A 26,588-nucleotide genomic window follows, 5' to 3' on the forward strand; every position below is an offset into this window, starting at 1 on the left:
CGTCCACCCCATGGCCCAAGCTTAGGGTGTCCCCCCGCACGCCCCGTGACCACCCGGTCAGGTTGTGGCCGCGTGCCGTTCGAGGAAGGTGTAGACGTCGGCCTCGTCCACGCCGGGGAACGAGCCGGGCGGCAGCGCCGCCAGCACGTGGGAGTTGGCGCGCGCCGACGGCCAGGCGTACCCCTCCCAGCGCTCGGCCAGGTCGGCGGGCGGACGGCGGCAGCAGTCGCCGGTGGGGCAGTGGCTGCGGGTGCGGTTGGTGGTCTCCCGGCCGCGGAACCACCGCGACTCCCGGAACGGCACGCCCAGCGTGATCGCGAAGTCCCGCTCGCGCGACGGGTCGACGTGGGCGACGCAGAAGTACGTGCCGGTCGGCGAGTCGGAGTACTGGTAGAAGACGGAGAAGCGGTCCGGCGAGGTGAACACCTGGCGTCCCGACCACTGCAGGCACATCCGCTGGCCCTCGATCGCGCCCTGCTCGTCGGCGGGGAAGACGATGCCGTCGTTCTCGTACGCCTTGTAGATGGTGCCGCCGGCGTCGTTGCGGACGAAGTGGCAGACCAGGTCGAGGTGATGGGTGGCGAGGTTGGTGAAGCGGTGGGCGGCCATCTCGTACGACACGGCGAACACGTCGCGCAGGTCCTCCACCGACAGCGCCCGGTCGGCCTTGGCCTCCTGGAGGTAGACGGCGGCGGCCTTCTCGGGGACGAGCACGGCGGCGGCGAAGTAGTTGGCCTCGGTGCGCTGGCGCAGGAAGTCGGCGAAGTCGCGGGGCTTGCCGTGGCCGAGGGCGAGGTGGCCGAGCGTCTGCAGCAGGATCGTGCGCGGGGTGTGCATGCCGAGCTGCTCGTGCTTGACGTAGATGCGGCGATTGCGCAGGTCGGTGATGGAGCGCACCGACCGGGGCAGGTCCTGCGCGGTGTGCACGGTGTAGCCGAAGTGCGTGACCAGGCTCTGGATCATGCTCTGGGACAGGGCGCCCGTACGGTAGCCGACGGCGGCCAGGGCCTCGGCGGCGGCGTTCTCGATCTCGGGGAAGTAGTTGCCCAGCTCGCGCTGGCGGCGTCGCAGCTCGGCGTTGGCGGCCCTGGCCTCCTCGGGCGTGGCGGTGCCGCGCGCCTGCCGTGCGCGCAGCTCGCCGTACAGGCCGAGGATGTGCTCCAGCACGTCGTTGGGGACGCGCGCGGACACCTTGAGCCGGGGCAGGCCGAGCGCCGCGTAGATGGGGTCGCGCTGGGCCTCCTCCAGGGCGATCTCCAGCTGGGCGCGCCGGTTGGGCGGCTGGCGGCGCAGCAGCTCCTCGATGGGTACGCCGAGCGCGGCGGCGAGCGCCTTGAGCAGGGACAGCTTGGGCTCCCGCTTGCCGTTCTCCAGCAGGGAGAGCTGGCTCGGCGCCCGGCTGACGCGCGCACCGAGGTCGGACAGGGTGAGCCCGCGCTGTTTGCGCAGGTGGCGTAGGCGCTGGCCGAAGGCGATGAGATCCAGCTCCTGCGTCAAAAGCAGCGGTTCTTCCCCTACCAAGGAGGCCATGTCGGCATCTTAGACAGAATTTCGGCCCATTTTCTAGCTCCTTCGCGATCTTGCCGGAAGCGCCGGCGCGACCAGGCCCGGCACCCGCGATTGGTCTAGTCCAACGGGAAAACTCGCGATTTCTTCTCTATTGAATACCCGCCGGTATTCACTGTAAGCAGAAGATTCGACGTTCTTCTGAGTGGTTAGGCCTGTCGATCGGGCGTTTCCGGGGCACACACTCGTGACAGGCCCCAGGGGACGACAAAGGAGTGCACACATGAACGATCGCCTCAAGGGAGCTGCGGAGCAGCTGCGTGAAGAGTGGGAGAACGACCCTCGGTGGGAGGGCGTCGAGCGCACCTACAGCGCCGAGGACGTGATCAGGTTGCGCGGCAGCGTCCAGGAGGAGCACACGCTGGCCCGGCTCGGCGCCGAGCGGCTGTGGCGGCTGCTGCACACCACGGACTACGTGCACGCGCTCGGCGCGCTGACCGGCAACCAGGCCGTCCAGCAGGTGCGGGCGGGACTGCAGGCCATCTACCTGTCCGGCTGGCAGGTCGCCGCCGACGCCAACCTCGGCGGCCAGACGTACCCGGACCAGAGCCTGTACCCGGCCAACTCGGTGCCGGCCGTCGTGCGGCGCATCAACAACGCCCTGCTGCGCGCCGACCAGATCAGCTGGTCCGAGGGCGAGCAGCGGGACTGGCTGGCGCCCATCGTGGCCGACGCCGAGGCCGGCTTCGGCGGCGTGCTGAACGCCTTCGAGCTGATGAAGGGCATGATCGCCGCCGGCGCCGCGGGCGTGCACTGGGAGGACCAGCTCGCCTCCGAGAAGAAGTGCGGTCACCTCGGCGGCAAGGTGCTCATCCCGACCGGCCAGCACATCAAGACGCTCAACGCCGCCCGGCTCGCCGCCGACGTGGCCGGCGTCCCGTCCCTGATCATCGCGCGGACCGACGCCCAGGCCGCGACGCTCCTGACCAGCGACGTGGACCCCCGCGACCAGCGCTTCACCACCGGCGAGCGCACCCCCGAGGGCTTCTACCGGGTGCGCAACGGCGTCCAGGCGTGCATCGCCCGCGGCCTGGCCTACGCGCCGCACTCCGACCTGCTGTGGATGGAGACCGGCACACCGGACCTCGACGTGGCCCGCGAGTTCGCCGAGGCGATCAAGGCGGAGTACCCGGACCAGATGCTCGCCTACAACTGCTCCCCGTCGTTCAACTGGAAGAAGCACCTCGACGACTCCACGATCGCCAGGTTCCAGAAGGAGCTGGGCCACATGGGGTACAAGTTCCAGTTCATCACGCTCGCGGGCTTCCACTCGCTGAACTACTCGATGTACGACCTGGCCCAGGGGTACGCCGCCGGCGGCATGACGGCGTACGTGGACCTCCAGGAGGCGGAGTTCGCCGCCGAGGCGCGCGGCTACACCGCCACCCGGCACCAGCGCGAGGTCGGCACCGGCTACTTCGACCTGGTCAGCACCGCGGTCGCGCCCGACTCCTCGACGACCGCGCTCAAGGGCTCGACGGAAGAGGAGCAGTTCGTCCCGGCCCACTGACCTCCACGGGCCTCCAAGGCTCGCCGGCCACCTTCAGGGCATGGAAGGGTTCCCCCGGCGACACCAAGGGCCGCGCCGATCTCCCCCCGGATCGGCGCGGCCCTTTCGCGTGCAACAGTTTCCGCGCCCGGCGCCTCTGGGAGGTGACCAAGACGACGAAGGGCTGACGCACGTGGACCAAGACTCCCGTTTCGCGGAGTTCGTCGCCGAACGCGGCGACGCGCTGCTGCGCTACGGATACGTGCTCGCCGGGAACCCGCACGACGCCGCCGATCTGGTGCAGGAGGCGCTGGTCAAGCTGCGCGGCTCCTGGGCGCGGGTGCGGCTGAAGGACAACCCGGAGAGTTACGCGCGCACCACGATGGCCAGGCTGCACATCCGCGCCTGGCGGTCACGGCGGCGCGAGCACCTCGCCTGGGACCCGCCCGAACGTGCGCACCACGACACGCTGCCCAGCGGGGACGAGCAGCGGCTGTGGCACGCGCTGGCCGGACTTCCGCGCCGTCAGCGGGCGGTCCTCGTGCTGCGCTACTACGAGCAGCTCACCGACGAGGAGATCGCGGCCGTCCTAGGCGTCTCGCGCGGCACCGTACGCAGCCAGGCCGCCCGCGCCCTGGCCAAGCTCCGCAGCACGCTGCCGCAGGAGACCCCCGTCCGCAGCAACCGAGGAGAGGCTCGATGAACGACCTCGAGGAGACCCTGCGCAGGACGCTCGCCGGGGCGGCCGACCGGGCGCCGCACGCACCCGGCACGCTGGCCGGCACGGTCGAGACCCGCTTCCGCAGGCGCCGCAACCGGACCCGGGCGGCGCTGGCCGCGACGGCGGTCGTGGTGCTGGTGGGCGGGACGACGTTCGCCCTGAACGGCGGGACCACGCGGGCGCTGCCCGCCACCCCGCCCACCGCTGACCTGCCGGCCCCGATCGAGAAGGTGTGGCCCCAGGCGGTCCGCGAGATCCCGGCCGGCCTGCCGGACGGCCGGGCCTTCCACCCGTACCAGTTCATCGACGAGCGGACGCTCCTGGTGGCGCCGGACACTCCGGCGGCGGACGCGGTCTACGCCTACGACCTGGACACCCATGACACGCGCAAGATCGCCGATGTGCCGATGCCGAAGAGGACCGTGAACTACCCCGGCGGCTTCGTGGCGGGCGGCGGCCGGGTGGTGTGGTGGGCGGCGCTGGACAACGGCCGCGGGCAGGTGTGGTCGGCGCCCCTGTCGGGCGGCCGGGCCGAGGTGGTGGCGACTTTCCCCGTGGACGACGGTGGCTTCGACGGCCTGACCGTGGTCGGCGACCGGATCGTGGTCTCGGTGGAGTCGGGCGGGGTGTTCACCGTTCCTCTCGGGGGCGGAACGGTGGAGCCCGTCAAGGGCGGGGAGGACGCTCACCTGCTGGTGTGGCCGTGGATCGGCACGCCGGGACAGCCGAGCCTCGACGGCGAGCCGATGTTCGGCTCCATCCGCAACGTGGAGACGGGCCGGACGAGCACCGCGTTCACCCGGCCGGGAGAGGAGCTGGTCCAGTGCGGGCGGGAGATGTGCACAGGCCGGCCCGCGCGTGGCGCCGCCTTCGTGAGACTGCGTGACGGCTCCGGCGAGAGACCGGACCCGTGCGCGCGGCCCATGCCGACGGGGGCACCCGGCCGCTTCTGCACCGAGGCGGTCCAGGGAGCGGACAAGGAACTGATCAGAGTCGTCCTGCACGACAGGAAGAACGGAAGAACCGCCGACCTCGGGCCCCAACGCACCATGGAAGGGGTGGTGACCATTCCCGTGCTGCGGGACGATCAGCGGCTGCTCTCCTACACCGTCGGGAACCGGATGTACGTCGTGGACCTCACCAAGATCCCGTGACCGGGGCACGGGGAGGCGGTCAGCCCAGGGCGGCCGCCTCCTCGGCCTCGATCTGCCGGTTCCACTCCTTCTTGACCGCCCGCCACGCCTCGTCGTCCACGCCGGAGCGCCAGTAGCCGGAGATGGACAGCCGCTCCAGCGGCACCCTCCGCTCGATGCGCAGGTGGTGGCGCAGCCGCCGGACGAAGCCGGCCTCCCCGTGGACGAACGCGTGCACGTCGCCCTCCGGGAACTCCAGCTCGCACAACGCCTGCACCAGCGCCTCGCCGACGGGCCTGCCGTCGCGGTACAGCCAGGTGACGTGGGCGTCGGCCACGGTCTCGATCTTCTGCTCCTCGGCCGGGCCGTCCACCTCGAGCAGCACGTACGCCAGAGCGCCCGCGGGCAGCGCCTCCACCGAGGCGGCGATCGCGGGCAGCGCGCTCTCGTCACCGGCGAACAGGTGCCAGCCGGCCGCCGGGTCGGGCACGTAGCCGCCGCCCGGACCCAGCATGAGCAGCTCGTCGCCGGGCACGGCCCGGGCGGCCCACGGGCCCGCCAGGCCCTTGTCGCCGTGGTGGACGAAGTCGATCGTCAGCTCGCGCGTTTCGGCGTCCCAGGAGCGCACGGTGTAGCTGCGCAGCCGGGGCCACAGCTCGCGGGGCATGGTCTCGCGGACGTTCTGGACGCTGAAGGGCTCGGGATAGTCGACGCCCTCGTGCGGGAAGACCAGCTTGACGTAGTGGTCGGTGAGCCCGGACGTGGCGAAGTCGCTCAGGCCGTCACCGCCCACCACGACGCGGATCATGTGCGGGGTGAGCCGCTCGGTGCGCAGGACGACGCCGCGATGGTGGTCCCTGGGCTTGCCGGACATACACCAACCCTTCCGCTCTACTTAGGGAAGCCTAACTTACACCGACTACCCCAGTGACGCGGCCCTACGCAAGGGTCAGGCTGCGGCCCCCTCGTCCCGGGCCGAGGATGCGCCCACGGCCGACAGGAACTCCCCCATGTGGCGGAACGCCAGCCGCGCCTCCGGCACCACGTCCGCCAGCAGCGGGAAGCAGTGCGGCATCCGCCGCCACTCCTCGTAGCGCACCGGCACCCCCGCCTGCCGCGCGCGGACGGCGACGCGGCGGGCCTCGTCGCGCAGCACCTCCGTCGAACCCGTCAGGATCATCAACGGGGGCAGCCCGGCGAAGTCGCCCAGCACCGGCGACACCAGCGGATCGAGCGGGTCCAGGCCGGAGGTCCAGCGGCGGGCGAGCCAGCGCACCCGGCCGGCCGGCAGCATCGGGTCCTGCCAGGCGTTGACCCGGCGCGGAAAGTCCGTCAGGTCGGCCCACGGCGACAGGCAGACGGCCGCCCCGGGCATGGGCAGCTCCCGGTCGCGCAGCGCGAGGAGGCTGGCCAGGGTGAGGTGCCCGCCGGCGGAGTCGCCCGCGAGGATGACGTCCTCCGGGGCGTACCCCTGCTCCAGCAGGCAACGGTACGCGTCGAGCGCGTCCGACAGGGAGTCGGCCAGCCGGTGCACCGGGCCCTGACGGTAGTCGAGGGCGAGCACAGGACGCCGGGCCACGCGCGACAGGCGCCAGGTGATCGGCCGGTGCGTCGCCGGTGAGCCGGAGAAGTAGCCGCCGCCGTGGAAGTACAGCACCACCTTGGCCTCGTCCACCTCCTCGCCGGCGCGCACCCACTCGCCCCCGCACGCCGAGAACGCGGCCGGGGTGACCGTGACGTGGCCGGGCAGGCGCAGCGGCAGCAGGTCGACCAGCCCGCCCAGGCGGGAGGCGCAGTCCAGGGCCAGGGCGTGCCGCATGAACAGACTGGACGCCGGCTTGAGCGTGCCGCGCATCAGGCCGATGAACGCGCGCGCCTGCCAGCTGAGGGGATAGTCCGGAGCGACGTCCCTGTCGATGTGCATGATCGGTCCTCCGATGAGTCCCTTTCCCCGCAGAACACCGATCTACCAACGAGTAAGGAACTCGTCCCTCACCCGCGCATGTCGCGGACGCATCGCTCGCCCCGGGCCTGCGGTAAATCCGTTGCGGGGCCGGCGACGCCCGGACCATAATCCAGGGCTCCCACTGGCCGGCCCGCGCGCGGGCCCGGGTACGGCATGTCACCGTGCCATCACTCTCCGGAGGTGCGTCACCTTCCCCCTCTACGCCCGGCTCGTCCGGTACGGATTCCGCAAGCACGCCACGTACGTGGGGGCGGCCCTGGCCGGCGCCTTCACCAACAGCGTGTTCGGCGTGCTGCGCGCCTACATCCTCATCGCGCTCTGGCAGGCCCGGCCCGGCCTGGCCGGCTACGACGTGAGCACCGCCGTCACGTTCTGCTTCATCACCCAGGCGTTCATCGGGCCGATGCAGCTCCTGGGCGGCGGCCTGACGCTGCCCGAGCGCATCCGCAGCGGCGACATCGCGCTCGACCTCGTCCGCCCGGCGCCGCTCCAGCTCTGGACGCTGGCCGAGGACCTCGGCCGGGCCGCGCAGCAGCTCCTGGTGCGCGGCGTCGCGCCGATGGTCGCGGGCGCCGTCCTGTTCGGCATCACCGTTCCGGCGGGCCCCGCGCAGTGGGCGGGCTTCCTCGCCTGCCTCACGGCGGGGGTGGTCGTCAGCTTCGCCTGGCGCTATCTCGTCGCCCTGTCGGTCTGCTGGCTGGCCGACGACCGGGGCGTCATGGTCTGCTCGATGCTGCTGACCACGCTGCTCAGCGGCATGATGGTGCCCCTCGCGCTGTTCCCCGGCACGCTCGGGGAGGTGGTGCGGGCCCTGCCGTGGGCCGCCATGGCCCAGGCGCCCGCCGACGTCTACCTCGGCACGGCCCAGACCGGGCCCACCCTCGCCTTCCAGGCGCTGTGGGCCGCCGCGCTCCTCGGGCTCGGCGCCCTGGCCACCCGCGCCGTACGCCACCGGGTGGTGATCCAGGGTGGTTAGGACGTACGCGCTGCTGGCGTGGGCGTGGACCCGCGCCGCCATGGCCTACCGCGCCTCGTTCGCCCTCATGATCGTGCTCGGCGTGGCCGTCACCGCCACCGACGTGGCGGTCATCCTGGTCATCTTCTCCCACACCACCGCGCTGGGCGGCTTCACCCGCGACGAGGTCCTCTTCCTGTACGGCGGCGCCGGCCTGTCGTTCGCCCTGTGCGACATGTTCGTCAGCAGCGTGGACCGGGTCAGCCAGCACATCAGGGCGGGCACGCTCGACACGATGCTGGTGCGGCCGGTGGGCGCGTGGATCCAGCTCGCCACCGACCGCTTCGCCCCCACCCGCGCCGGGCGGGTCGTCCAGGCGGCGGTCGTGCTCGGCTACGCGCTGTCCGTCCTGGACGTGGACGTCCGGAGGCTGTGGATGGTCCCCGTCATGGTCGTCACCGGCGTCGTCATCTTCGCCGCGATCTGGACGCTCGGCGGGGCGGCCCAGTTCTTCCTCACCGACGCCCCCGAGGTGGCCAACGCCTTCACCTACGGCGGCGGCCAGCTCACCCAGTACCCGCTCAGCGTGTACGGCCGCGACCTGGCGCGCGGGGTGACGTACGTGCTGCCGCTGGCGTTCGTCAACTGGCAGCCCGCCCTGTACGTGCTGGACCGGGACGACCCGTTCGGCACGCCCGGCTTCGTCCGGTTCCTTGGCCCGGTCGCCGCCGCCGTCCTCACCCTGCCGGCGTGGCTGGCCTGGCGGCAGGGCCTCAGGCACTATCGATCCACGGGGAGTTGACCATGCCCATCATCGAGGCGGACCGCGTCGGCCGTACCTTCAAGGTGCGGCGCGCCGTCGTGCACGCCGTGAGCGACCTGTCGTTCCGGATCGAGCCGGGCGAGTTCGTCGGCTGCCTCGGCCCGAACGGCGCCGGCAAGTCCACCACGATCAAGATGCTGTGCGGCATCCTCACCCCCAGCTCCGGCAGCGTGCGCGTCGCCGGGCTCGACCCGTCGCGCAGGCGGACGGCGCTGGCGCGGCGGATCGGCGTGGTGTTCGGGCAGCGGACCACCTTGTGGTGGGACCTGCCGCTGCGGGACAGTTTCGAGCTGATCCGGCTCCTTTACAAAGTAGATCGCAAGCTGTTCGCCGCGCGGCTGGACGAGTTGACCGAGACCCTCGACCTGGGCGGGTTCATGGGAACGCCCGTGCGGCAGCTCAGCCTGGGCCAGCGGATGCGCGGCGACCTGGCCGCCGCGCTGCTGCACGGCCCCGAGGTCCTGGTGCTCGACGAGCCCACCATCGGGCTGGACGTGGTGAGCAAGGCCGGCATCCGGTCGTTCCTGCTGCGGGTCAACGCCGAGCGGGGCACCACCGTGCTGCTGACCACGCACGACCTCGGCGACGTCGAGCGGCTCTGCCGCCGGGTCATGCTCATCGACCACGGGCGGTTGGCCTTCGACGGCACGGTCGGCGACCTCATGGCCACCGCCCCGGGGCAGGCGACGATCGAGGAGGTCGTCACCCGCCTCTACACGAGCGGGGAGGCCGTCCCGCCGCCGGTCGAGTCCGTGTGAGCGCGCGCCAGGGCGGCCGTCAGTAGTAGCCGCCCTGCGGGCTCTCCTCGTACTCGTCGTCATCGTCGTCGTAGCGGCGCGCCCAGCGCGAGGGCATCAGCACCGGGATGAACAGCGCCACGCCCAGCAGCGCGAACATCCCCGTCGTCAGCAGGGTCCTGGCGCCCTGCCCGGCCTCGCGGACGATCTGGTTCACCGACGGCTCCGCCGGGATCCAGGAGAGCGCGCGGTTCATGTCCAGCGCGTACACGACCGTCCAGGCGAGCAGCGCCATCGACGGCAGGAAGGTCGCCAGCGGCGAGACCCGTCCCGCCACCACCAGCCCCATCACCAGGCCCAGTGCGGCCATCGCGCCGAGCGCGATCCAGAGCTTCTGGCCGGCCGGCGGCTGCGCGGTGCTCAGCGCCTGCTGGACCGCCCATCCCCCGCCTCCGACCAGGGCCGCCGTCACCACGACCCCGAGGAGTAATCCAGCAAAGTGCCGCAACGTTCTCACCTCTATGTCAACGTGATCGGCACGACCCTAGCGACATTCTCCGCAAATCGAACGCGCATTGCACGGCTTGGGCGGGACCGGCCTGGACGGCCCCGGCTCGGGTGGCGCGGCTCGGGTGACATGGCTTGACCGTTATGGGTGTTGGCTGCGCGAGGGCCGGGGGACCGTGAGACGATGGGGCCGCTCATGCGCGCCCACCTTCCCCTCAGGATCGCGCGGACGGCCGTCTTCTCCGCCGTCTGCGTCGTCCTCGCGGCCCTGGCGCACGCCGCGGGCGGCGGATCGATGCCCGCGCCGGGCACGGCCGCGCTCGGCCTCGGGGCGGTGTCCGTGCTGGCGCTCGCGCTGGGCGGCAGGGAGCGGCACCCGCTGACGGTCAACCTCGCGCTGGCCGCCGCGCAGGCGGGCCTGCACGAGCTGTTCGCCGGGGGCACCACCCACGGCTACACCGGCTACGTGACCGTCCACCTCCCGAGCTCCCCCACCGGCGGGACGGGCCTGGCCGTCGACGCCGGCATGCCCGGCAGCGGGCACGGCCTGGCCGTCGACGCCGGCATGCTGACCGCCCATCTGACGGCCACACTCGTCACCGGCTGGTGGCTGGCGCGCGGCGAGACCGCGCTCTGGTCACTGCTGCGCCGCCTCCACGACGGCCTGGGACGCCGTCTCGGGCGCGCGCTGCTCGCCGGGCCGTTCCCGGCGCTGCCGTCCACGCGGCAGGCGCCCCCCGTGGTGCGGGTGCGCGTCGTCCCCCCTGATCCAGCTCTCCGTCACAGCCTGGCCAGGCGCGGTCCTCCACGCACCGCCTGACCTCTGACCCCCCTTGTCATTCCCCCCGATCCTCACGTGGAGATCCACCATGTCGTTCACCATGTCCTTCGCCGTGTCCGGGCGTTCGCTGGCGCGCCGCGCCGTCACCGTGCTCGCCGCCGTCACCGCCGTGACCGCCGCCACCGCGCTGCCCGCCCTGGCGCACGTCACCATCAACCCCGCCGCCGCCGAGCAGGGCGGCTTCACCAAGGTCGCGTTCCGGGTGCCGAACGAGCGTGACGACGCCTCGACCGAGCGCGTCGAGGTCACCTTCCCCACCGACCACCCGCTGGCGTTCGTGTCGGTCAAGCCCGTGCCCGGCTGGACGGTCAAGGTCACCGAGAGCAAGCTGCCCGCCCCGGTCAAGACCGAGTACGGCGACCTGACCGAGGCCGTCTCCAAGGTCGTCTGGTCCGGCGGCAAGATCTCCAAGGGCGAGTTCCAGGAGTTCGAGGTGTCCATGGGCAAGCTGCCCGAGGGCGTCGATCAGCTCATGTTCCCGACCAAGCAGACGTACTCGGGCGGCGAGGTCGTGAACTGGTCCGACGCCCCCAAGACGGACGGCACTGAGGCGGAGCACCCGGCGCCGCTGCTGAAGCTCACCCCGGCCGTCGCCAAGGCGGACCCGGCGGCGAGCCCGGCGGCCGCCCCCGCCTCGGCCCCCTCTGTGGCGGCCCAGCCGGTGGCGGCGTCGTCCGCCTCCGACGGCACGGCCCGGCTGCTGGGCGGGGCGGGGCTCCTGGTGGGCGTCGTCGGGATCGTCGTCGCGGTCCTCGCCCTGCGCCGCCGCCCCTCCTGACGGGCAGGGCGGCCCGCGAGCCGGCACGGCGGGGTCGCTAGGTTGTCGGGGTGGACGTGCCCCCCGACGGGCCCCGACTGGAAGGTGATGAGACGTGACGGATGAGCGGCTGACGCGGCTGAAGAAGGAGTTCGCGGCGCTCGACGGCGACGGCGACGGTTACATCACCGAGGCGGAGTTCCGGGCCCACTTCCCGGCGCTGCCGGCCGAGGCGATGCCCGCGCTGCGCGACACCGGCGACGCGGACGGTGACGGACGGTTCTCGCTGGAGGAGTTCATCCGGCTGATGCCGTGACCGGCCCCCGCGGCGCGGGCCCCACCCGGGGTCCGCGCCGCGGCGCGGGCGCGGTCACCGGTGCGGTCACGTGTCCTTGGTGAAGGCGTCCTTCACCTTCTTCCCGGCGTCCTTCACCTTCTCGCCGGCCTGCTTGAGCGCGCCCTCGGTCTGGTCGGCGCGGCCTTCGGCCTGGAGCTGCTCGTCGTCGGTGACGTCGCCGATGTTCTCCTTGGCCCGGCCCTTCAGTTCCTCCGCCTTGTTGGAGATCTTGTCGTCGGTCCCCATGTCGGTGCCTCCTTCGGGTCTCGTCCGCTTTCGCGGGTCCCCTATCCGGGGGACGGCCCCGGAAACACCTCCCGGCCTCTGTGAGGTGCCCCACATCGGGGTGCGTTCACCCATACACAGATGGTTATCGGGCATCCACACCTTGCACCCGGTACGCGCGCAAGCTGCGGAAACACCGGGTCAGGGGGCCGGAGAGCCACGCGGGGGCAGGCTCTCCGGCCCCCACCGCTCCCCCCGGCCGCGGGCCCGACGGCGACAGACTCCCCCGGGACAGGCCCCTCGCCCGGCTCAGGACGTGATGTCCTTGCCGGTGAAGCGCGCCCACGCCACGGAGCCGAACAGCACGATGTACGCGCCGAACGCGACCAGCCCGTCCCGCATCGCCCCCACGTCGATCGGGTCGCGCAGCGCCCCGTCGAAGCGCGGCCACCAGGTCGGCAGGAGGTACTGGCTGACCGCCTCCAGTTGCGGCACGGCGCGCAGCACCTGCGACACGATGACGATGACCACGGTGCCGGCGATGGCCCCGATGGACACCTCGGTGAACGTCGACAGCGCCAGCGCCACGGCCGCCAGCGCGGCCATGCCCGCGCCGACGTACCCGACGCTGACCAGGATGCGCAGCAGCCCGTCGGCCACGGACACGGTGGTGCCCGACAGCAGCGTCACCGGCCCCACCGGGAACAAGGCCAGCCCCGTCAGCAGGGCCGACACGGCCACGACGGCGGCGACGGCGAAGGAGAACACGACCGCGTTCAGGTACTTGACCGCCAGCAGCCGGGTGCGCCCCGCCGGGGCGGCCAGCAGGTAGCGCAGGGTGCCCGCGCCCGCCTCGCCGGCGATCGCGTCGCCCGCCACCACGCTCACGGCGACCGGCATCAGCAGCACGACGAGGAACGACAGCGACGCGAAGGCCAGCATGAGGCTGTTGCCCGCGACCGACTCGATGAGGCCGCCCATCCCGCCGCCCCGGCCGTCGTCGCCCATACCGTCGGCGACCAGGCGCAGCGCGACGCCGAGAATGATCGGGACGCTGGCCAGCACGGCGAGCATCACGAGGTTGCGCGGCCGGCGGAAGGTCAGCCCCAGCTCGGAGCCGAGCAGCCGCCAGAACGCCCCGGCGCGGCGCGGGAGCGGCCCGCCGTCGCCCCGGGCGCCTCCCCCTGCGGCGCCCGCTCCGGTGCCCGCCTCCGCCACGGCCGGTCCTTCGGTCACGGCAGGGGCGAACTCGGGGCTGTCGCGGTCGGCGGTGCGGAGCGTCTCGGAGACCGGGACGAGGCCCGGGGTGCGCCGGGGGCGCGTCTCAGCCGTCGACATCGAATCCTTCTCCCGTCAGTCTGACGAACACGTCCTCCAGGCTCGGCCGTACGACCGCGAACCCCCGGACGGCCACGTCCTCCCCCACGAGGGCGGCGTTGACCCGCTCCGGCGCGTGCCCGCCCAGCTCGGCGCTCACCGCGGAGCCCTCCGCCGTGGCCTCGGCCCGCGCGTCGGCCCGCACGTCGGCGAGGCCCAGCGAGCGCAGGACGCGCTGCGCGGCGGCCGGGTCCGGCGTCCGCACCTGGACCCGGGTGGCCTGGCCGCCGCTGAGCGAGGCCATCGACCCCTGGGCGACGAGCCGGCCGGCCCGCATGACCGCCGCGTGCGTGCACATCTGCTCCACCTCGGCCAGCAGGTGCGACGAGACGAACACCGTGGTGCCGCCGGCCGCGATCTCCTTGACCAGCGAGCGCACCTCCCGGGTGCCCTGCGGGTCGAGCCCGTTCGTCGGCTCGTCCAGCACGAGCAGCTCGCGCGGCCCGAGCAGCGCCGCGGCGATGGCCAGCCGCTGGCGCATGCCGAGCGAGTACATGCGGTAGCGCTTGCCCGCGGCGGCCGTCAGGCCGACCCGGTCGAGCGCCTCGGCGACGCGCCGGCGCGCGGTCGCGGACGGCGCGGTGGGGTCGGCGGCGTCGAAACGGCGCAGGTTGGCCTCACCCGACAGGTACGGGTAGAACGCGGGCCCCTCGACCAGCGCCCCGACCCGGGGCAGCGCCTCGCCCAGCGGCAGCCCGAGCAACTCGTGCTCACCGGAGGTGGGCGCGACGAGCCCGAGCAGCATGCGGATGGTGGTGGTCTTGCCCGAGCCGTTCGGCCCGAGGAACCCGAAGACCGAGCCGCGCGGCACGGTCAGGTCGAGCGCGTCCACCGCTACCTGACCGCCGCGAAAGCGCTTGGTGAGCTCCCGCGTGACGATCGCGGGGCCGGCGGAGGGCGGGGCCGCCCCGAAGGGCGCCCCCGCTTCGAGCGTGACGGTCGTCACCTGATGCCCGCCGCCTTGGTGATCTCCTCCGGGGTGACCGCGCCGATGAGGACCCGGCCGTCGTCGGTGATCAGGGCGGTGACGAGCTTCGTCCTGATCAGCTTGCCGGAGCCCCACGTGCCGCTCACCGGGGTTGCCGCCTTGAGCAGGCTTTCGGTGATCGCGCCGTCGGCCTTGCCGTCCTGACCCTTACGGCCGTCCTGGCCGTCCTGCTGAGGCTGTCCGGACTGCAGGCCCTTGAGGTCGGCCTCGGACATCTTCAGCACCGCGACGCTGGTCCAGCCGTCGCCGACGACCTTCAGCCGGTCGCCGGCGGCCTTCCTCGCCTCCTCGGCCTTCTCCACGGCCTTCTCCTGACCGGCGGGCGGCTCGTCGCCGATGGTCGTCTCCTTCACCTTGGCCCCGGCGGGCGGGGTGAAGGTGAAGTTCTCCTCCGCCGGCTCGCTGAAGGTCACCTGGGTGAAGCCGAGCTGGAACGCCGGCTCGGACGAGCCCTTGGCGAACACCTGCACCTGCAGCGGCACGTACGTCTCGCCGTCGAGCGAGAGCCGCACCTCCTTCACCAGCGAGCCCTCGTCCTTGGGGGCGACGACGAGCTGGTAGACGGGGCGGCCGGCCACCTTGTCGGTGTTGGCCACGCTGATGGTGCTGTACTCGCCCGCCGTGGCCAGCAGGTGCTCGGCCACCGCCTGCGGGGTCATCGCCGCGGGCGTGGAGGTGGCCGGGCGGTGCGCCTCGGGCGTGTCCCTGGCGCCCGCCTTGACCTTGAGGCGGGTGGCCGTGTTGGCGGCGCTGTCCCAGTACCACGTCTGGTCGTCGTTGACGATCAGGTCGGTCTCGTTCATCTGCGTCGGCATGGCCACGCGGAGCCGGTTCCTGGAGCCGTACCAGACCTTGATCTCGTGCGAGCCCGACAGCAGCGTCAACGGCGATTCGCCGCCGCTCTGCGGCAGTGCGGGCAGGCCGAGCGACGCGGTCTGCTGGACGGTGCCGGACATGGCCGGCGGGCCGTTCTTGTCCTTGGACGCGGCCACCGCGTCGGCGAGCAGCTGCTGCGCCGACCGCTCCGGCAGCGCCGGCTCACCGCTGACGGCGGCGATGACGGGACCGGCGCCAAGCGCCCCTCCGATGACGGCAGCCGCCGCGACCGGGACCGCCCACCTCACGAACGTGCCTCTACGCATGTCACTCCTCAACCGTATGCGGATGTTCAGCTCGACGCTCATGTCGATGTCAGCAGCTTGCGTCATGCATCCTTTGAGGAGCCTGAGACGGGCTGAGACGGCTCTCAGGCTTCTCAGCTCCGTCTCAGGGCGGGCACGGGAGGATGGGGCGCATGAGAGTACTGGTCGTCGAGGACGAGCGGCGGATGGCGGCGGCGCTGCAGCGCGGGCTGCAGGCCGAGGGGTTCGCCGTCGACCTCGCCCACGACGGCGAGGACGGGCTGCACCTGGCGCGGCACGGCGACTACGACGTGGTGGTGCTGGACATCATGCTGCCGCGCCTGTCGGGCTACAACGTGTGCAAGCGGCTGCGCGCCGAGGACAACTGGGTGCCCATCCTCATGCTGTCGGCCAAGGACGGCGAGTACGACATGGCCGACGGGCTCGACCTGGGCGCCGACGACTACCTGACCAAGCCGTTCTCGTACGTGGTGCTGGTGGCGCGGCTGCGCGCGCTGCTGCGGCGCGACTCCGGGCGGCGCCCGGCCGTGCTGACCGCCGGCGACCTGTCGCTCGACCCGGCGCGGCGCAAGGTCCAGCGCGGCGAGACGCCGGTGGAGCTGACCCCCCGCGAGTTCGCGCTGCTGGAGTACCTGATGCGCCGGCGCGACGAGGTGGTGTCGAAGGCGGAGATCCTGGAGCACGTCTGGGACACCTTCGACACCGACCCCAACGTGGTCGAGGTGTACGTGGGCTATCTGCGGCGCAAGCTCGACGGGCCGTTCGGCCGCAACTCCCTGCAGACCGTGCGCGGCGCGGGCTACCGGCTGGCCGGCGACGGTGCCTGACACGCCGTACGCGTGGTGGCGGCGGCAGGGGCTGCGGTTCCGGTTGACCGTGGTGGCCGTCGCGGTGCTCGCGGCGGCGCTGGCGCTGTCGGCGTCGGTGCTGGTCAGCGTGCTGGACCGGGCGCTGGTCGACACCATCGACGAGACGACGCGGCAGCAGGCGCAGACCGTGCGCGTCCACGCCGACGCCGGCACCCTGACCAACCCGATCACCACCAACGACGGCACGATCGTGCAGGTCGTCGACGCCTCCGGCCGCATCACGCATGCCACGTACGGCACCGACCGGCTGGTGCCCCTTGTCGACGCCCGGCAGCGGGCACGGCTGCTGCGCGACGGCTCCGCGATCTTCATGGACGGCCGGCCGTACGCGATCCCGGGGCCGCTGCGGGTGATGGCGGTCAGCGCGGACCACGGGCGTACCGTGCTCGCGGCCAGGCCCGTGGGCGAGATTCAGACGAGCGTCGGCACGGCGGGGCGGGTGCTGCTCGTCGGCACGCCGCTGCTGGTCGTGGTGCTGGCCCTGGCGAGCTGGATGATCATCGGGCGGACGCTGCGGCCGATCGCCGCGCTGCGCCGGGGCGCGGCCGACATCACGCACACGGCACGCTCGCGCCGGCTGCCCGTGCCCGAGTCGCGGGACGAGGTCCACTTCCTGGCCGTCACGCTGAACGGCATGCTGGCCCGGCTGGAGGAGGCCGAGCAGCGCCAGCGGGCCCTCGTCTCGGACGCCGCGCACGAGCTGCGCAGCCCCCTGGCCAGCATCCGGCTGCAACTGGAGGTGGCGCTCGGCCACCCCGAGGGTCAGGACTGGCCGGAGACGGCCGAGGGCGTCCTGGAGGACGCGATGCGGCTGTCGCGGCTGGCCGAGGACCTGCTCGCGCTGGCCCGGCTGGACGAGCGCGGCGGCGTGCCGGCCCGGAGGGAGCCGGTCGACCTCGACGAGGTGGTGCGGCAGATCGTCGACAGGTACGGCGAGGCGCGGCTGATCGTGTGCGACCCGGTGGTGGTGCGGGGCGACGCCCTCGACCTGAGCCGCGTGCTGACGAACCTGGTGGACAACGCCGTCCGGCACACCGCCTCCAAGGTGGAGGTGGCGCTGACCCGCGACGGGGTGCTGACGGTGACCGACGACGGGCCGGGCATCCCGGAGGCGGACCGGGAGCGGGTGTTCAACCGGTTCACACGGCTCGACTCGGGGCGCAGCCGGGACGAGGGCGGCGCCGGGCTGGGGCTGGCGATCGTGCGGGAGACGGTGCGCGCCCACGGCGGCACGGTCCATCTGGAGGACGCCGGGCCGGGGCTGCGGGCCGTCGTACGGCTGCCCCCGGCCGTCTGATCAGCCTTACGACGGCACCCGGCCGTCCGATCAGCCGTACGACGGCGCCCGGCCGTCCGATCACACGAGCCGGGCGATCTCGGCCAGCGCCGTACGGGCGGACGCGGCGTCGTGGACCCGGAACACCCGCGCCCCGAGCAGCGCCGACACCGCCAGGGTGGCGATCGTGCCGGCGTGCCGCTCCTCGACGGGCAGCCCGCCGAGCGTCTCGCCGACGAAGTCCTTGTTCGACACCGCCACCAGCACCGGCCACCCGGTCGCGGTCATCTCCCCCAGCCGGCGGCTGACCTCCAGCGAGTGGTACGTGTTCTTGCCGAAGTCGTGGGCCGGGTCGATGAGGATCGACTCGCGCGGCACCCCGGCGGCCACGGCCCGGCGCGCCAGGCCCACCGTGTGGGAGACGACGTCGGCCACCACGTCGGCGTAGGCGACCCGGTGCGGCCGGGTACGGGGCGCCGCGGGGCCCGCGTGCGCGCACACCAGCCCGATGCCGTGCCGCGCGGCCACCTCGGCCAGGCCCGGGTCGGGGCCGCCCCAGGTGTCGTTCAGCAGGTCCGCGCCGGCGCCGGCGACCACCTCGCCCACCTCGGCCCGCCAGGTGTCGACGCTGATGATCAGCTCGGGGTGCCGCTCGCGGACGGCCTCGACCAGCCCGGCGACACGGCGGATCTCCTCGCCGGGGTCCACCTCGTCACCGGGGCCCGCCTTGACGCCGCCGATGTCCACGATGTCCGCGCCGCCCTCGACGGCCCGGTCGACCGCCTCGACGGCCGCGCCGAAGTCGTAGGTGCGGCCCTTGTCGTAGAACGAGTCGGGAGTTCGGTTGACCACGGCCATCACCGCGTACTCCCCCGGCCCGAACGTCCGGTGGCGCAGCCGCAAAGTGCTCATCAGGGGCGAGCGTACCGCGCACCCACCCACCTCCCGCCCGCCACTCCAGGGCCGCATCCCAGGGTCGCCGGTGCGTCGCCCGCGCGCCGCCGCCCGCGGCGTGCGGGCGGTGCTCCGGAACGACGCCGCATGCCCCGGCCGCTCCGCCGTTCGGCGACAGGTCGCAGGGCGGCCTGCGCGCGGCCTCGTCACGGGGCGTCCACTGTGCGGCAGCCCCCCGCCGGACCGTTCCAGGACCCGCCGGACCGTTCCAGGACCTGCCCCGGAGGACCCGATGCCGCGCGGGGCGGGCTTTTCGGCTTCCAGGACATACGGGACATGCGGCCCGACGGGTTGCGGCAAGGCGGCGTCCGCGGGGTGGCCGTAACGGGCCGGCGGGTGGTGCGGTGCCGTGGATGGCGGTGGTGCGGCGCCGGAGGCGGCGGTGGTGCGCCGGAGGCGGCGGTGGTGCGAGTGCGCCGGTGCGGTCGTGGCCGGCGAGCGGTGCCGGAAGGGCCGGATGGATCCAGGTAGGCCGTTCCAGGAGGCGACACACCCGAGGCGGTGCGGGGCCGGGGAGGCGACGCACCTGGATCGGTGCGCGGCCGGGGAGGGGGTGGCACCGGAGGAGGGTTCGGTGCCGGCGGCAGGGGCGGGGCCCGTGCACGGAGTGCGGGAGTGAGGGGCGGGGAGTGAGGGGTGAGGCGGCCGACGGCGGCGCCGTCAGGCGGCGGGGCCCTTCTCGGCGGCGGACAGGAAGTCCTGGGCGATCAGCGGCAGGCGGCGGCGAGCGTGGACGACGGCGATGACGCGGCGGACGGCGGGTTCGAGCGAGCGCACCACGAGCCCGGCGCGGCTGGCCTGCTCGGCCATCCCCCGGTACCACAGGAGCGACGCCTTCCCGCTGCGCACGGCATTGAGCCAGCCGTTGCGCTCGTCGGTCTCCAGGACCACCACCGGGTTGACGGAGTACTTGCCGAACATCGCGTCCAGCTCCCTGCGCCGCAGGCTGCCACGGGCGGGTAACGCCAGGCGCATGCCGTCGAGCCGGCCCATCGGCACCGGGTTCGGCAGCTCCATGCCGGGGGGTGAGATCAGCACGATCTCCTGACGTTCCAGGGGATGGGTGATCAGGTCGGCCGGCACGGGCAGGTCGGTGAGCCCGAGGTCGGCGCGTTGCTCCCGGATGGCGTTGACCACGGCCTCGCGCCCCTCGCAGCGGACGATCTGCACGCGGACACCGGGATGCTCGGCGGCGTAGGCGGGCAGGAGGCGTCCGGCGAGGCCGGGTTCGAGGGTGGGGGTGGAGGCGATGCGCAGCTCCGTGTCGGTGGAGCCGGCGTGGCTGGCGAGTCCTTCGATCTCGTGGACGGCGTCGAGCGCCTCCCTCGCCAGCTTCACCACCCGGCGGCCCTGGGCGGTGACGACGACACCGCGTCCGGACCGGGCGAAGAGCGTCAGGCCGAGTTCGCGTTCCAGATCCCTTATCGCACGCGAAAGCGCAGGCTGTGCGATATAGAGCGACCTGGCCGCGTCGGTCATGGTGCGGTGCTCCGCAGTCGCGACCACATAGCGGAGCTGCTGGAGGTTCATGCCAAAGAAGCTAGGACACCGCCCGCCGCGCGGTGGGGAACATAGCGGAGATCACCTCGAATGATTTCGGACCGTGACCGAGTGCTGTCACATCCGTGACGGGTGATAAATCAGTATGCTTCTGCCCCAAATTTGGCAAAGCTTCGGCCAGTGACTTCTCAAGTCACGCATTACGGACAAGCGACCAGTCGGGGAGACAGCGTGACAGGCAACGGGCAGCATCCCCCCACGCCCCAGGAGCCCGGCCACCCCCAGAGGCCACCGTCACTCCCCTGGCCGCCTCCCGGCCGCCGCCCGCCCGGCGAGGACCACGCCCCTTCCCAGGACGGCTCTCCCCACGGATGGCCGTCGGCGCCACCCCCGAGTGGTTCTCCTTACGGGCCACCGTCCGCGCCCCCTCAGAGCGGAACGCCGTACGGACCACCATCCTCGCCCCCTCAAGGCGGAACGCCGTACGGACCACCGTCCGGGCCCCCTCAAGGCGGAACGTACGGGCCGCCGGCCGCGCCCCCTCAAGGCGGGACCCCGTACGGCAGGCCGGGCCCGTCCCCGGCACATGGGAACTCGCCTTACGGCCCGCCGTCTCCCGACCAGCCGTACCCCGGGCACCCGGCCCCGGGCCGGCAGCCCGGGCAGCAGGGACAGCTTGGCTCCCCGTACGGCGCGCCGTACGGGGCCCCGCAGGCGCCCTCTCCCCCGCAGGGCCCGCCCCGACAGGTCCCGCCACCGCCGCCGCCTCCGCCTCCGGGCGGCTCGGCGTGGCCGCCCCGGCCGGGCCCCCACCAACCGCCGTACCAACCGGGCCCGCCCCAGCCTTCGACACCCCCACCCCCGGGCCCGTACGGGTGGCCGCAGCAGCCCCGGAAGAAGCGGGGCATGAGCGCGGCAGGGATCGTGGGCCTGGTGTTCGCGTCGATGGCGGCGCTGTTCGTGCTGCTCGTCATCGGCACCGTGGCGTTCAGGACCTCCGGCACCGAGACGACCACGCCCGTCGCCATCCCCACCTACGAGCGGCCCACCTCGCGCGACACCGCGGACCCGTTCCCCACCACGACCCGGCCCCGCCCCTCGGAGACCCACGACGCGCAGCAGACCGAGGAGACGCCGACCCCCGACGACACGGTCACCCCGCCGGCCCAGGTCAAGCTGGACCGGAGCCTGAGGACGAACACGGTCTACCGCGCCGGCTCGCTCCCGAGGCTGAGCTGCCGGGCCGGCAACGCGAACGTGTTCGACCACGCCCAGCTCAAGGCACTCATCCTGAAGACCGGCGCCTGCATGGACAAGGCGTGGCGGCCGATCCTGGAGAAGCAGGGCATCGCGTTCAGCCCGCCGGGTTACGCCATCGCCGCCAAGCGCGGCCGAGGAGCGTGCGGCGACTACCCGGCACCGGGCGGCATGGTCCCGTACTACTGCCCGCGCAACAACACCATCTACGCCTCGACCACGGCGATGGCGCGGGGCAACGGCACGTCCCGCGGTTACGCCCAGCTCCTCGCGTGGAACGGCGGGATCGTCAGCATGATGGCCCACGAGTACGGCCATCACGTGCAGAACCTGACGGGCCTCATGGACTCCTGGTGGGAGCGCACGCTGGAGACGAGCGGCAGGAGCGGCAAGCTGGCGCTCAGCCGGAAGCTGGAGCTGCAGGCGACCTGCTTCGCGGGCATGTGGATGCGCTCCGTCGCGACCTCGTACCCGGTGAGCACCTCGAACCGCAGCCGCCTGTTCTGGTTCTACGGCCAGGTGGGCGACTACCCGGGTTACCCGCGCGACCACGGCTCGCCGCCCAACAACAACCGGTGGTTCCGGCAGGGCTGGGAGCGCAGTCAGGTGTACCAGTGCAACACGTGGATGGCTCCGTCCTCCACGACGTCCTGACGTCATTCGACGTTCATCTCAGCTTGAGCACATGTCTCGGTTGTCCGTATATGGGGACTAGAATCCTGGCAATCTTGTGCCCAACGGGGGGCAAAACCGAGTTTTGCCTGGCAGGCGTGAAGGAGCCGGTGTGAGCAAGCGCGATGGGGTAGACGCCGGGACGGGGGGCGGGAAACGACGTCCGCGCCGTCCTCGCGCGGCGTCCGGCCCCGGGTCGGGCCCCTCCGCGTCGGAGGGCGCCGAATCCCCTGCGCCGCCCGTGGGCGGCCCTCGGAGCGACCCGCCCCGCCCCGCCGCGGAGCCGGTCGCGCCCGGCGAGGGCCGCCGTGCAGAGGACACCGGCGAGGGCCTCCGGGCCGGGGACACCAACGGCGAGGGACGCCAGGCCGGGAACACCGGCGAGGGCGTCCGGAGCAATGGCACCGGGGAGGGCCGCCAGGCCGACAAGACCCGGGAGGTCCGCCGAGCCGACAAGACCGGGGAGGACCACCGGGCCGATGAGGCCCGGGAGAGCCGCCAGGCCGATGAGGCCGGCGAAGGGCATCGGGCGCATGAGGCCGGCCAAGGCCGCCGAACCGGTGAGACCCGGCCGGCAGGCAAGGGCCGCCCGTCCGGCGGGAAGGGCGGCCGGGGACCGGGACGGCCGGGCGGCGGCGCGCCGCGCTTCGCCAAGCCGCTGACCGTCGGCTCCGTCCTCGGCTGGACGGCCCTGTCCGTGATCGTGCCCGGCGTCGCGCACCTGCGCGCCGGGCACCGCCGTACCGGGCTGGTGCTGATCGGCGCGTACGCGGTGCTGCTGCTCGCCGCCCTCGCCTACGTCCTGACGCGTACCCAGGAGAACGTCGCCACCCTCGTCGGGGACGACGCGCTGATCGCGGTGACCGCGCTAGCGGCGCTGGGCGCGCTGTGCTGGTTCGCCGTGGTGGTGACCTCGTACGTGGCGCTCAGCCCCAACCGGCTGAACCAGCAGGGTCAGATCGTCTCCGGCATCGTGGTCGGCGTGCTGTGCGTGTCGGTGATGGCGCCGTTCGCGCTCACCGCGAACACCGTGCTGGCGACCAGGGACGCCATCCAGACCATCTTCCCCAGCGTCCCGAGCGACCCTGACGTGGCGCCCATCAAGGAGGCGGACCCCTGGAACGGCAAGAACCGGGTGAACTTCCTGCTGATCGGCGGCGACGCGGCGGGCAACCGGACGGGCGTGCGCACCGACAGCATGACGGTGGCCAGCGTCGACATCCGGACGGGCAACACGGTGCTGTTCAGCCTGCCGCGCAACCTGCAGCACGTGCGCTTCCCGCCGTCGTCGCCGCTGCACAAGCAGTTCCCGAACGGCTACATGGCCGAGCTGCCGAACGGCGGCCTGCTCAACGAGGTCTGGCAGTACGCCAACGACCACCCGGAGATCATGGGCGGCCACAACAAGGGTCCCCGGGCGTTGATGGACGCCATCGGCTACACGCTCAATCTCGAGATCAACTACTACGCCCTGATGAACATGTTCGGCTTCGCGGACCTGGTGGACGCCATCGGGGGCCTGAAGATCCGGGTCGAGCAGGACGTCAAGTGGGGCGGCCACTTCGGCACCGCCGGCACGATCAAGGCCGGCTTCCGGAAGCTCACGGGCGAGGAGGCCCTGTGGTACGGCCGCTCCCGGGTGAACAGTGACGACTTCTCCCGCATGAGCCGCCAGCGCTGCGTCATCGGCGCCTTCACCAAGCAGGCCACCCCGGACAAGATCCTGATCAACTTCTCCAAGATCGCCGGAGCGGCGAAGCGCCTGGCACAGACCAACATCCCCCAGAAGCTGGTGCAGCCGCTGGTCGCGCTGGCGTTCAAGGTGAAGAGCGCCAAGATCACCAGCATGCAGTTCGTCCCGCCGGACTTCTGGCCGGGCGCCGCGGACTGGGTGAAGATCCGCCGCGCCGCGATCAAGGCGGTCGCCGACTCCGTCAAGCCGGCCCGGCGCGCCCAGGCGGCGAACGTCAGCGCCTCGCCCGGCGCGCCCTCGGCCGGCGCCCCCACCTCGACGGGTCCCGCGACGACGGCCGCGAGGCCGACGCAGACGCCGACCCGCAACGGGTCCCAGAAGACGGCCAAGACGCTCGAGGAGCTCTGCGGCCTGTGACGCCTGCCCCGTCTCCCCGCGCCCGCCGCGGGGAGACCGGGCAGGCGTGGGGAGACCGGGCAGGCGCGGGGAGACCGGGCAGGCGCGGGGAGACCGCCGGGACCTCTGAGGCGCGAGGAGACCGGCCGGACCTCCGGCCAGGCTCTCGGGAAGAGCCGCCGCACACGTCGGACGCCGCGTCCGGCTCAGAGCGGAACGGACGGCCCGACCGGCTCGGAACGGACAGCCCGACCGGCTCGGAGCGGAACGGACGCGCCGGCCGGACGGACACGGGAATGACACGCCGGCCCGACGGGCGCCCACCCGAGGGGCGGCTCGTCAGGCCGAGACCGCGCCCCGGCGGGGCAGCAGTGCGAAAGCCGCCAGGTAGAGCACGGCGGCCACGATGATCAGCCCCTTGTAGCCGATCACCAGCGCGAGATACTCCAGGCAGCCGCCCACCATCGCGCCCAGCAGGTTGGCCCCGAACGACGTCGTCGCGTCGGCCGTGTCCGCGAACCGCTTGGCGAAGACCACGTTGGCCGCGAAGATCGGCAGGAACGCCACCGTGACCGCCGCGACGGCCCGCAGCGGCAGCGGCAGGGACAGCAGCCACGCGTTGGGCACCAGCCACGCCAGTAGGAGCCCCGCGAGCAGCACGCCGTACATGACGGGCAGCGGCGGGGTGCGGAAGCGGCGCGTCACCTCGACGGCCGCGAGCACCGCCACGAGCACCCCGGCGAAGACGATGGCGTTGACCACCCAGGTGGTGCCGAACAGCAGCGCGAACCCGGTCACGCTCTTGGTCTCCAGCAGCATGAACGCCACGCCCAGCAGGAACAGGTCGGCGTACGGGCGCATCCGCCGGTACGGGCCGGCCACGACGCGGACGGCGAGCAGGCTGGCGGCGAGGACCAGGCCGAGGGTGATGAGGTAGATGGGCGGGATCGTCCGGTCCTTGAGGTAGAGGAACGGCCGGTCGTCGCCGGCGGGCGGCGGGGTGCCGGCGGTGGCCCCGGCCCACGGGGCGGCGCACCGCTGCGCGGCCGGGGTGACGCCGGCGGTGATGACGGCCTGCTGCCCGGCGGTGCTGACGACGTCCACGCACGGGTCGTGGCCGAAGGCCGCCTTCACCGTCGAGGCCAGCCGGTCGACCAGCCAGCTCTCGCGGTAGTAGTTGTACATGGAGAAGGCGCCGCCCGGCTTGAGGTGGGCGCGGGCCGCCCGCATGGCCTCCTCGGTGAACAGGTAGCTCTCCAGGCGCAGCGAGCTGGCCCCCGACACGAGCGTGAGCGAGTCGGGCAGCGCGAACAGGATCAGGTCGTACTTGGCGGAGGTGCGCTCCAGGAAGGCGCGGCCGTCGGTGACGTGCGTGGTCACGCGCGGGTCGTCGTAGGGGTGGTCGGGGTGCGTGGAGCCGCCCAGCTCGCGCAGCTTGGGGTCGATCTCGACGGCGTCGACCCGGGACACGCCCTTGGACAGGGCGATGGCGACGTCCGTGCCGCTGCCGGCGCCGACGATGAGCACGTCACGGGGCGGCGTGGCGGCGCGCTCGTACGGCAGGCCGTACTGGCGCTCCCACTGGAGCCGGGCGGCGGCGGGCACGGCCTGCTGGTGCGGGATGCCGTTGACGGAGATGTCGGTCACCGGCACGCCGAGCTGCTCGAACTGCCGGAAGGTGACCTTGTAGTACGGCGACCACAGGGCGCCGGCGGTCAGCGTCTCGGCCAGCAGGAGCCCGACGACGGCGAGGGCGGGCACGGCGACGAACGCGAGGTAGGACAGGAGGGGGCGCGGCGTGAGCAGCAGCCCGTAGGCGACGGCGGCGACGGCGCCCCAGAAGACGGGCGGCGCGCTGAGGAAGGACAGCGCGGTGAAGGCGGCGATGCCGGTCAGGCTGCCGATCAGGTCGTAGCGGTAGGCCTCCAGGCGCGGCAGCTCGGGGAAGCAGCGGCCGACCAGCTCGGCGGGGCCCATGAGGACGAGCGCCGCCGCGCAGAAGATCACCGGCAGGATGAGCCAGGCGGGCGGCCCGGTGGTGGCCAGGCTCGTCCAGTACAGGACGCCCTCGGTGTCGCGGTCCACGGTGACGGGGAAGGCCAGGACCACGACGACCAGACCGAACAGCACCACGGGCGAGTAGTACGGCTGCCCCTTGGACCTGCCCACGCGCAGGAAGCCGAGCCCGATGCCGAGGAACGAGCCGAGCAGCACGAAGTTCGTGAAGTAGCTCAGGTGGACGATGTTCGACCCGGTCCAGCGGATCAGGGCGAGCTCCAGGAAGAGCATGAACGCGCTGGCGAGGACGAGCCTCGGCCGCACCGCCAGCCAGTGGTCGCCGTTCGGTGCGTGGGGGGCCAGGGGGGTCATGCCGCCTCACCGTAGTGAACGGATCGGCCGCGGGGAA

General features: G+C 72.8%; 24 protein-coding genes. 13 read left to right on the forward strand and 11 right to left on the reverse strand.

What is annotated here, in order from left to right:
* Positions 1-57: 57 nt before the first annotated feature.
* A complete protein-coding gene (locus tag ABZS51_RS03670) occupies positions 58-1,497 on the reverse strand; it encodes a helix-turn-helix domain-containing protein (protein ID WP_310712132.1) in 1,440 nt (479 codons plus the stop codon).
* A 292-nt stretch (positions 1,498-1,789) separates the two neighbouring features.
* Between ABZS51_RS03670 and aceA the strand changes: the two genes are divergently transcribed.
* The 3 genes from aceA (at position 1,790) to ABZS51_RS03685 (ending at position 4,930) form a co-directional block, all read left to right on the forward strand.
* Positions 1,790-3,076, forward strand: a complete 1,287-nt coding sequence (aceA, locus tag ABZS51_RS03675; RefSeq protein WP_355435738.1) for an isocitrate lyase — start codon at positions 1,790-1,792, stop codon at positions 3,074-3,076.
* A 172-nt stretch (positions 3,077-3,248) separates the two neighbouring features.
* A complete protein-coding gene (locus tag ABZS51_RS03680; RefSeq protein WP_355435741.1) occupies positions 3,249-3,758 on the forward strand; it encodes a SigE family RNA polymerase sigma factor in 510 nt (169 codons plus the stop codon).
* A complete protein-coding gene (locus ABZS51_RS03685) occupies positions 3,755-4,930 on the forward strand; it encodes a hypothetical protein (RefSeq protein ID WP_355435745.1) in 1,176 nt (391 codons plus the stop codon). The genes ABZS51_RS03680 and ABZS51_RS03685 overlap by 4 nt, the downstream gene beginning before the upstream one ends.
* Positions 4,931-4,949: 19 nt before the next feature.
* Here the strand turns inward: ABZS51_RS03685 and ABZS51_RS03690 are convergent, their stop codons facing one another.
* On the reverse strand, positions 4,950-5,783 hold the full coding sequence (locus ABZS51_RS03690) for a siderophore-interacting protein (protein WP_355435748.1): 834 nt from the start codon (positions 5,781-5,783) through the stop codon (positions 4,950-4,952).
* A gap of 75 nt (positions 5,784-5,858) precedes the next feature.
* Positions 5,859-6,833 (reverse strand): alpha/beta hydrolase, encoded by a 975-nt coding sequence (locus ABZS51_RS03695; protein ID WP_355435751.1) that lies wholly within the window; start codon positions 6,831-6,833, stop codon positions 5,859-5,861.
* Positions 6,834-7,119: 286 nt separating this feature from the next.
* On the opposite strand from ABZS51_RS03695, the gene ABZS51_RS03700 reads away from it, so the two are divergent.
* The 3 genes from ABZS51_RS03700 to ABZS51_RS03710 are packed head-to-tail and all read left to right on the forward strand — an operon-like array spanning position 7,120 to position 9,411.
* Complete coding sequence (locus ABZS51_RS03700) at positions 7,120-7,851, forward strand: ABC-2 family transporter protein (protein ID WP_355435754.1); 732 nt, start codon at positions 7,120-7,122, stop codon at positions 7,849-7,851.
* Complete coding sequence (locus ABZS51_RS03705) at positions 7,844-8,632, forward strand: ABC-2 family transporter protein (protein ID WP_355435757.1); 789 nt, start codon at positions 7,844-7,846, stop codon at positions 8,630-8,632. Before ABZS51_RS03700 ends, ABZS51_RS03705 begins: the two co-directional genes overlap by 8 nt.
* Before the next feature lie 2 nt (positions 8,633-8,634).
* Positions 8,635-9,411, forward strand: a complete 777-nt coding sequence (locus ABZS51_RS03710) for an ATP-binding cassette domain-containing protein (protein ID WP_355435760.1) — start codon at positions 8,635-8,637, stop codon at positions 9,409-9,411.
* A gap of 19 nt (positions 9,412-9,430) precedes the next feature.
* Here ABZS51_RS03710 and ABZS51_RS03715 read toward each other — a convergent pair whose 3' ends face one another.
* On the reverse strand, positions 9,431-9,898 hold the full coding sequence (locus tag ABZS51_RS03715; protein WP_355435763.1) for a hypothetical protein: 468 nt from the start codon (positions 9,896-9,898) through the stop codon (positions 9,431-9,433).
* Positions 9,899-10,093: 195 nt separating this feature from the next.
* Here ABZS51_RS03715 and ABZS51_RS03720 point away from each other — a divergent pair, with 195 nt between their 5' ends.
* From ABZS51_RS03720 to ABZS51_RS03730, 3 genes are all read left to right on the forward strand, one after another.
* Positions 10,094-10,717: an MFS transporter gene (locus ABZS51_RS03720; RefSeq protein WP_355435766.1), complete on the forward strand. Its 624-nt coding sequence runs from the start codon at positions 10,094-10,096 to the stop codon at positions 10,715-10,717.
* A 49-nt stretch (positions 10,718-10,766) separates the two neighbouring features.
* Positions 10,767-11,516, forward strand: a complete 750-nt coding sequence (locus ABZS51_RS03725) for a YcnI family protein (RefSeq protein WP_355435769.1) — start codon at positions 10,767-10,769, stop codon at positions 11,514-11,516.
* A gap of 94 nt (positions 11,517-11,610) precedes the next feature.
* Positions 11,611-11,811: an EF-hand domain-containing protein gene (locus ABZS51_RS03730; RefSeq protein ID WP_355435772.1), complete on the forward strand. Its 201-nt coding sequence runs from the start codon at positions 11,611-11,613 to the stop codon at positions 11,809-11,811.
* Between the two features lie 66 nt (positions 11,812-11,877).
* Here the strand turns inward: ABZS51_RS03730 and ABZS51_RS03735 are convergent, their stop codons facing one another.
* From ABZS51_RS03735 to ABZS51_RS03750, 4 genes are all read right to left on the reverse strand, one after another.
* Positions 11,878-12,078, reverse strand: coding sequence for a CsbD family protein (locus ABZS51_RS03735; RefSeq protein ID WP_355435775.1), 201 nt, complete (start codon positions 12,076-12,078; stop codon positions 11,878-11,880).
* Positions 12,079-12,366: 288 nt separating this feature from the next.
* On the reverse strand, positions 12,367-13,395 hold the full coding sequence (locus ABZS51_RS03740) for an ABC transporter permease (RefSeq protein WP_355435778.1): 1,029 nt from the start codon (positions 13,393-13,395) through the stop codon (positions 12,367-12,369).
* Complete coding sequence (locus ABZS51_RS03745; protein ID WP_355435781.1) at positions 13,382-14,380, reverse strand: ABC transporter ATP-binding protein; 999 nt, start codon at positions 14,378-14,380, stop codon at positions 13,382-13,384. The genes ABZS51_RS03740 and ABZS51_RS03745 overlap by 14 nt, the downstream gene beginning before the upstream one ends.
* Positions 14,377-15,564 (reverse strand): DUF2092 domain-containing protein, encoded by a 1,188-nt coding sequence (locus tag ABZS51_RS03750; protein WP_355435784.1) that lies wholly within the window; start codon positions 15,562-15,564, stop codon positions 14,377-14,379. The genes ABZS51_RS03745 and ABZS51_RS03750 overlap by 4 nt, the downstream gene beginning before the upstream one ends.
* A gap of 152 nt (positions 15,565-15,716) precedes the next feature.
* Here ABZS51_RS03750 and ABZS51_RS03755 point away from each other — a divergent pair, with 152 nt between their 5' ends.
* Both ABZS51_RS03755 and ABZS51_RS03760 read left to right on the forward strand, forming a co-directional pair.
* On the forward strand, positions 15,717-16,391 hold the full coding sequence (locus tag ABZS51_RS03755; RefSeq protein WP_310712043.1) for a response regulator transcription factor: 675 nt from the start codon (positions 15,717-15,719) through the stop codon (positions 16,389-16,391).
* Positions 16,384-17,730, forward strand: coding sequence for an ATP-binding protein (locus tag ABZS51_RS03760; RefSeq protein ID WP_355435787.1), 1,347 nt, complete (start codon positions 16,384-16,386; stop codon positions 17,728-17,730). Before ABZS51_RS03755 ends, ABZS51_RS03760 begins: the two co-directional genes overlap by 8 nt.
* Before the next feature lie 60 nt (positions 17,731-17,790).
* Here the strand turns inward: ABZS51_RS03760 and folP are convergent, their stop codons facing one another.
* Together folP and ABZS51_RS03770 are read right to left on the reverse strand one after the other, a co-directional pair.
* On the reverse strand, positions 17,791-18,621 hold the full coding sequence (gene folP / locus ABZS51_RS03765; RefSeq protein ID WP_355435790.1) for a dihydropteroate synthase: 831 nt from the start codon (positions 18,619-18,621) through the stop codon (positions 17,791-17,793).
* A 702-nt stretch (positions 18,622-19,323) separates the two neighbouring features.
* Complete coding sequence (locus ABZS51_RS03770) at positions 19,324-20,193, reverse strand: LysR family transcriptional regulator (protein WP_310712039.1); 870 nt, start codon at positions 20,191-20,193, stop codon at positions 19,324-19,326.
* A gap of 876 nt (positions 20,194-21,069) precedes the next feature.
* Between ABZS51_RS03770 and ABZS51_RS03775 the strand changes: the two genes are divergently transcribed.
* Both ABZS51_RS03775 and ABZS51_RS03780 read left to right on the forward strand, forming a co-directional pair.
* Positions 21,070-22,074 carry a neutral zinc metallopeptidase gene (locus ABZS51_RS03775; protein ID WP_355435793.1) on the forward strand — a complete coding sequence of 335 codons (1,005 nt, stop codon included), beginning with the start codon at positions 21,070-21,072 and terminating at the stop codon, positions 22,072-22,074.
* Between the two features lie 259 nt (positions 22,075-22,333).
* Complete coding sequence (locus tag ABZS51_RS03780) at positions 22,334-24,202, forward strand: LCP family protein (RefSeq protein ID WP_355435797.1); 1,869 nt, start codon at positions 22,334-22,336, stop codon at positions 24,200-24,202.
* Between the two features lie 318 nt (positions 24,203-24,520).
* On the opposite strand, the gene ABZS51_RS03785 is transcribed toward ABZS51_RS03780, so the two are convergent.
* Positions 24,521-26,551, reverse strand: a complete 2,031-nt coding sequence (locus ABZS51_RS03785) for a spermidine synthase (protein WP_355435800.1) — start codon at positions 26,549-26,551, stop codon at positions 24,521-24,523.
* Between the last annotated feature and the right edge of the window lie 37 nt (positions 26,552-26,588).

The sequence above is a fragment of the Nonomuraea sp. NPDC005501 genome (assembly GCF_040605905.1).
Taxonomy (GTDB): Bacteria; Actinomycetota; Actinomycetes; order Streptosporangiales; family Streptosporangiaceae; genus Nonomuraea.

Bases quoted from the DNA above. Each gene is read 5' to 3' on its own strand.
- aceA (WP_355435738.1), top strand. From the start codon at position 1,790: ATGAACGATCGCCTCAAGGGAGCTGCGGAGCAGCTGCGTGAAGAGTGG.
- ABZS51_RS03685 (WP_355435745.1), top strand. From the start codon at position 3,755: ATGAACGACCTCGAGGAGACCCTGCGCAGGACGCTCGCCGGGGCGGCC.
- ABZS51_RS03690 (WP_355435748.1), bottom strand. From the start codon at position 5,783: ATGTCCGGCAAGCCCAGGGACCACCATCGCGGCGTCGTCCTGCGCACC.
- ABZS51_RS03695 (WP_355435751.1), bottom strand. From the start codon at position 6,833: ATGCACATCGACAGGGACGTCGCTCCGGACTATCCCCTCAGCTGGCAG.
- ABZS51_RS03710 (WP_355435760.1), top strand. From the start codon at position 8,635: ATGCCCATCATCGAGGCGGACCGCGTCGGCCGTACCTTCAAGGTGCGG.
- ABZS51_RS03720 (WP_355435766.1), top strand. From the start codon at position 10,094: ATGCGCGCCCACCTTCCCCTCAGGATCGCGCGGACGGCCGTCTTCTCC.
- ABZS51_RS03725 (WP_355435769.1), top strand. From the start codon at position 10,767: ATGTCGTTCACCATGTCCTTCGCCGTGTCCGGGCGTTCGCTGGCGCGC.
- ABZS51_RS03735 (WP_355435775.1), bottom strand. From the start codon at position 12,078: ATGGGGACCGACGACAAGATCTCCAACAAGGCGGAGGAACTGAAGGGC.
- ABZS51_RS03740 (WP_355435778.1), bottom strand. From the start codon at position 13,395: ATGTCGACGGCTGAGACGCGCCCCCGGCGCACCCCGGGCCTCGTCCCG.
- ABZS51_RS03750 (WP_355435784.1), bottom strand. From the start codon at position 15,564: ATGCGTAGAGGCACGTTCGTGAGGTGGGCGGTCCCGGTCGCGGCGGCT.
- ABZS51_RS03755 (WP_310712043.1), top strand. From the start codon at position 15,717: ATGAGAGTACTGGTCGTCGAGGACGAGCGGCGGATGGCGGCGGCGCTG.
- folP (WP_355435790.1), bottom strand. From the start codon at position 18,621: ATGAGCACTTTGCGGCTGCGCCACCGGACGTTCGGGCCGGGGGAGTAC.
- ABZS51_RS03770 (WP_310712039.1), bottom strand. From the start codon at position 20,193: ATGAACCTCCAGCAGCTCCGCTATGTGGTCGCGACTGCGGAGCACCGC.
- ABZS51_RS03775 (WP_355435793.1), top strand. From the start codon at position 21,070: ATGAGCGCGGCAGGGATCGTGGGCCTGGTGTTCGCGTCGATGGCGGCG.
- ABZS51_RS03785 (WP_355435800.1), bottom strand. From the start codon at position 26,551: ATGACCCCCCTGGCCCCCCACGCACCGAACGGCGACCACTGGCTGGCG.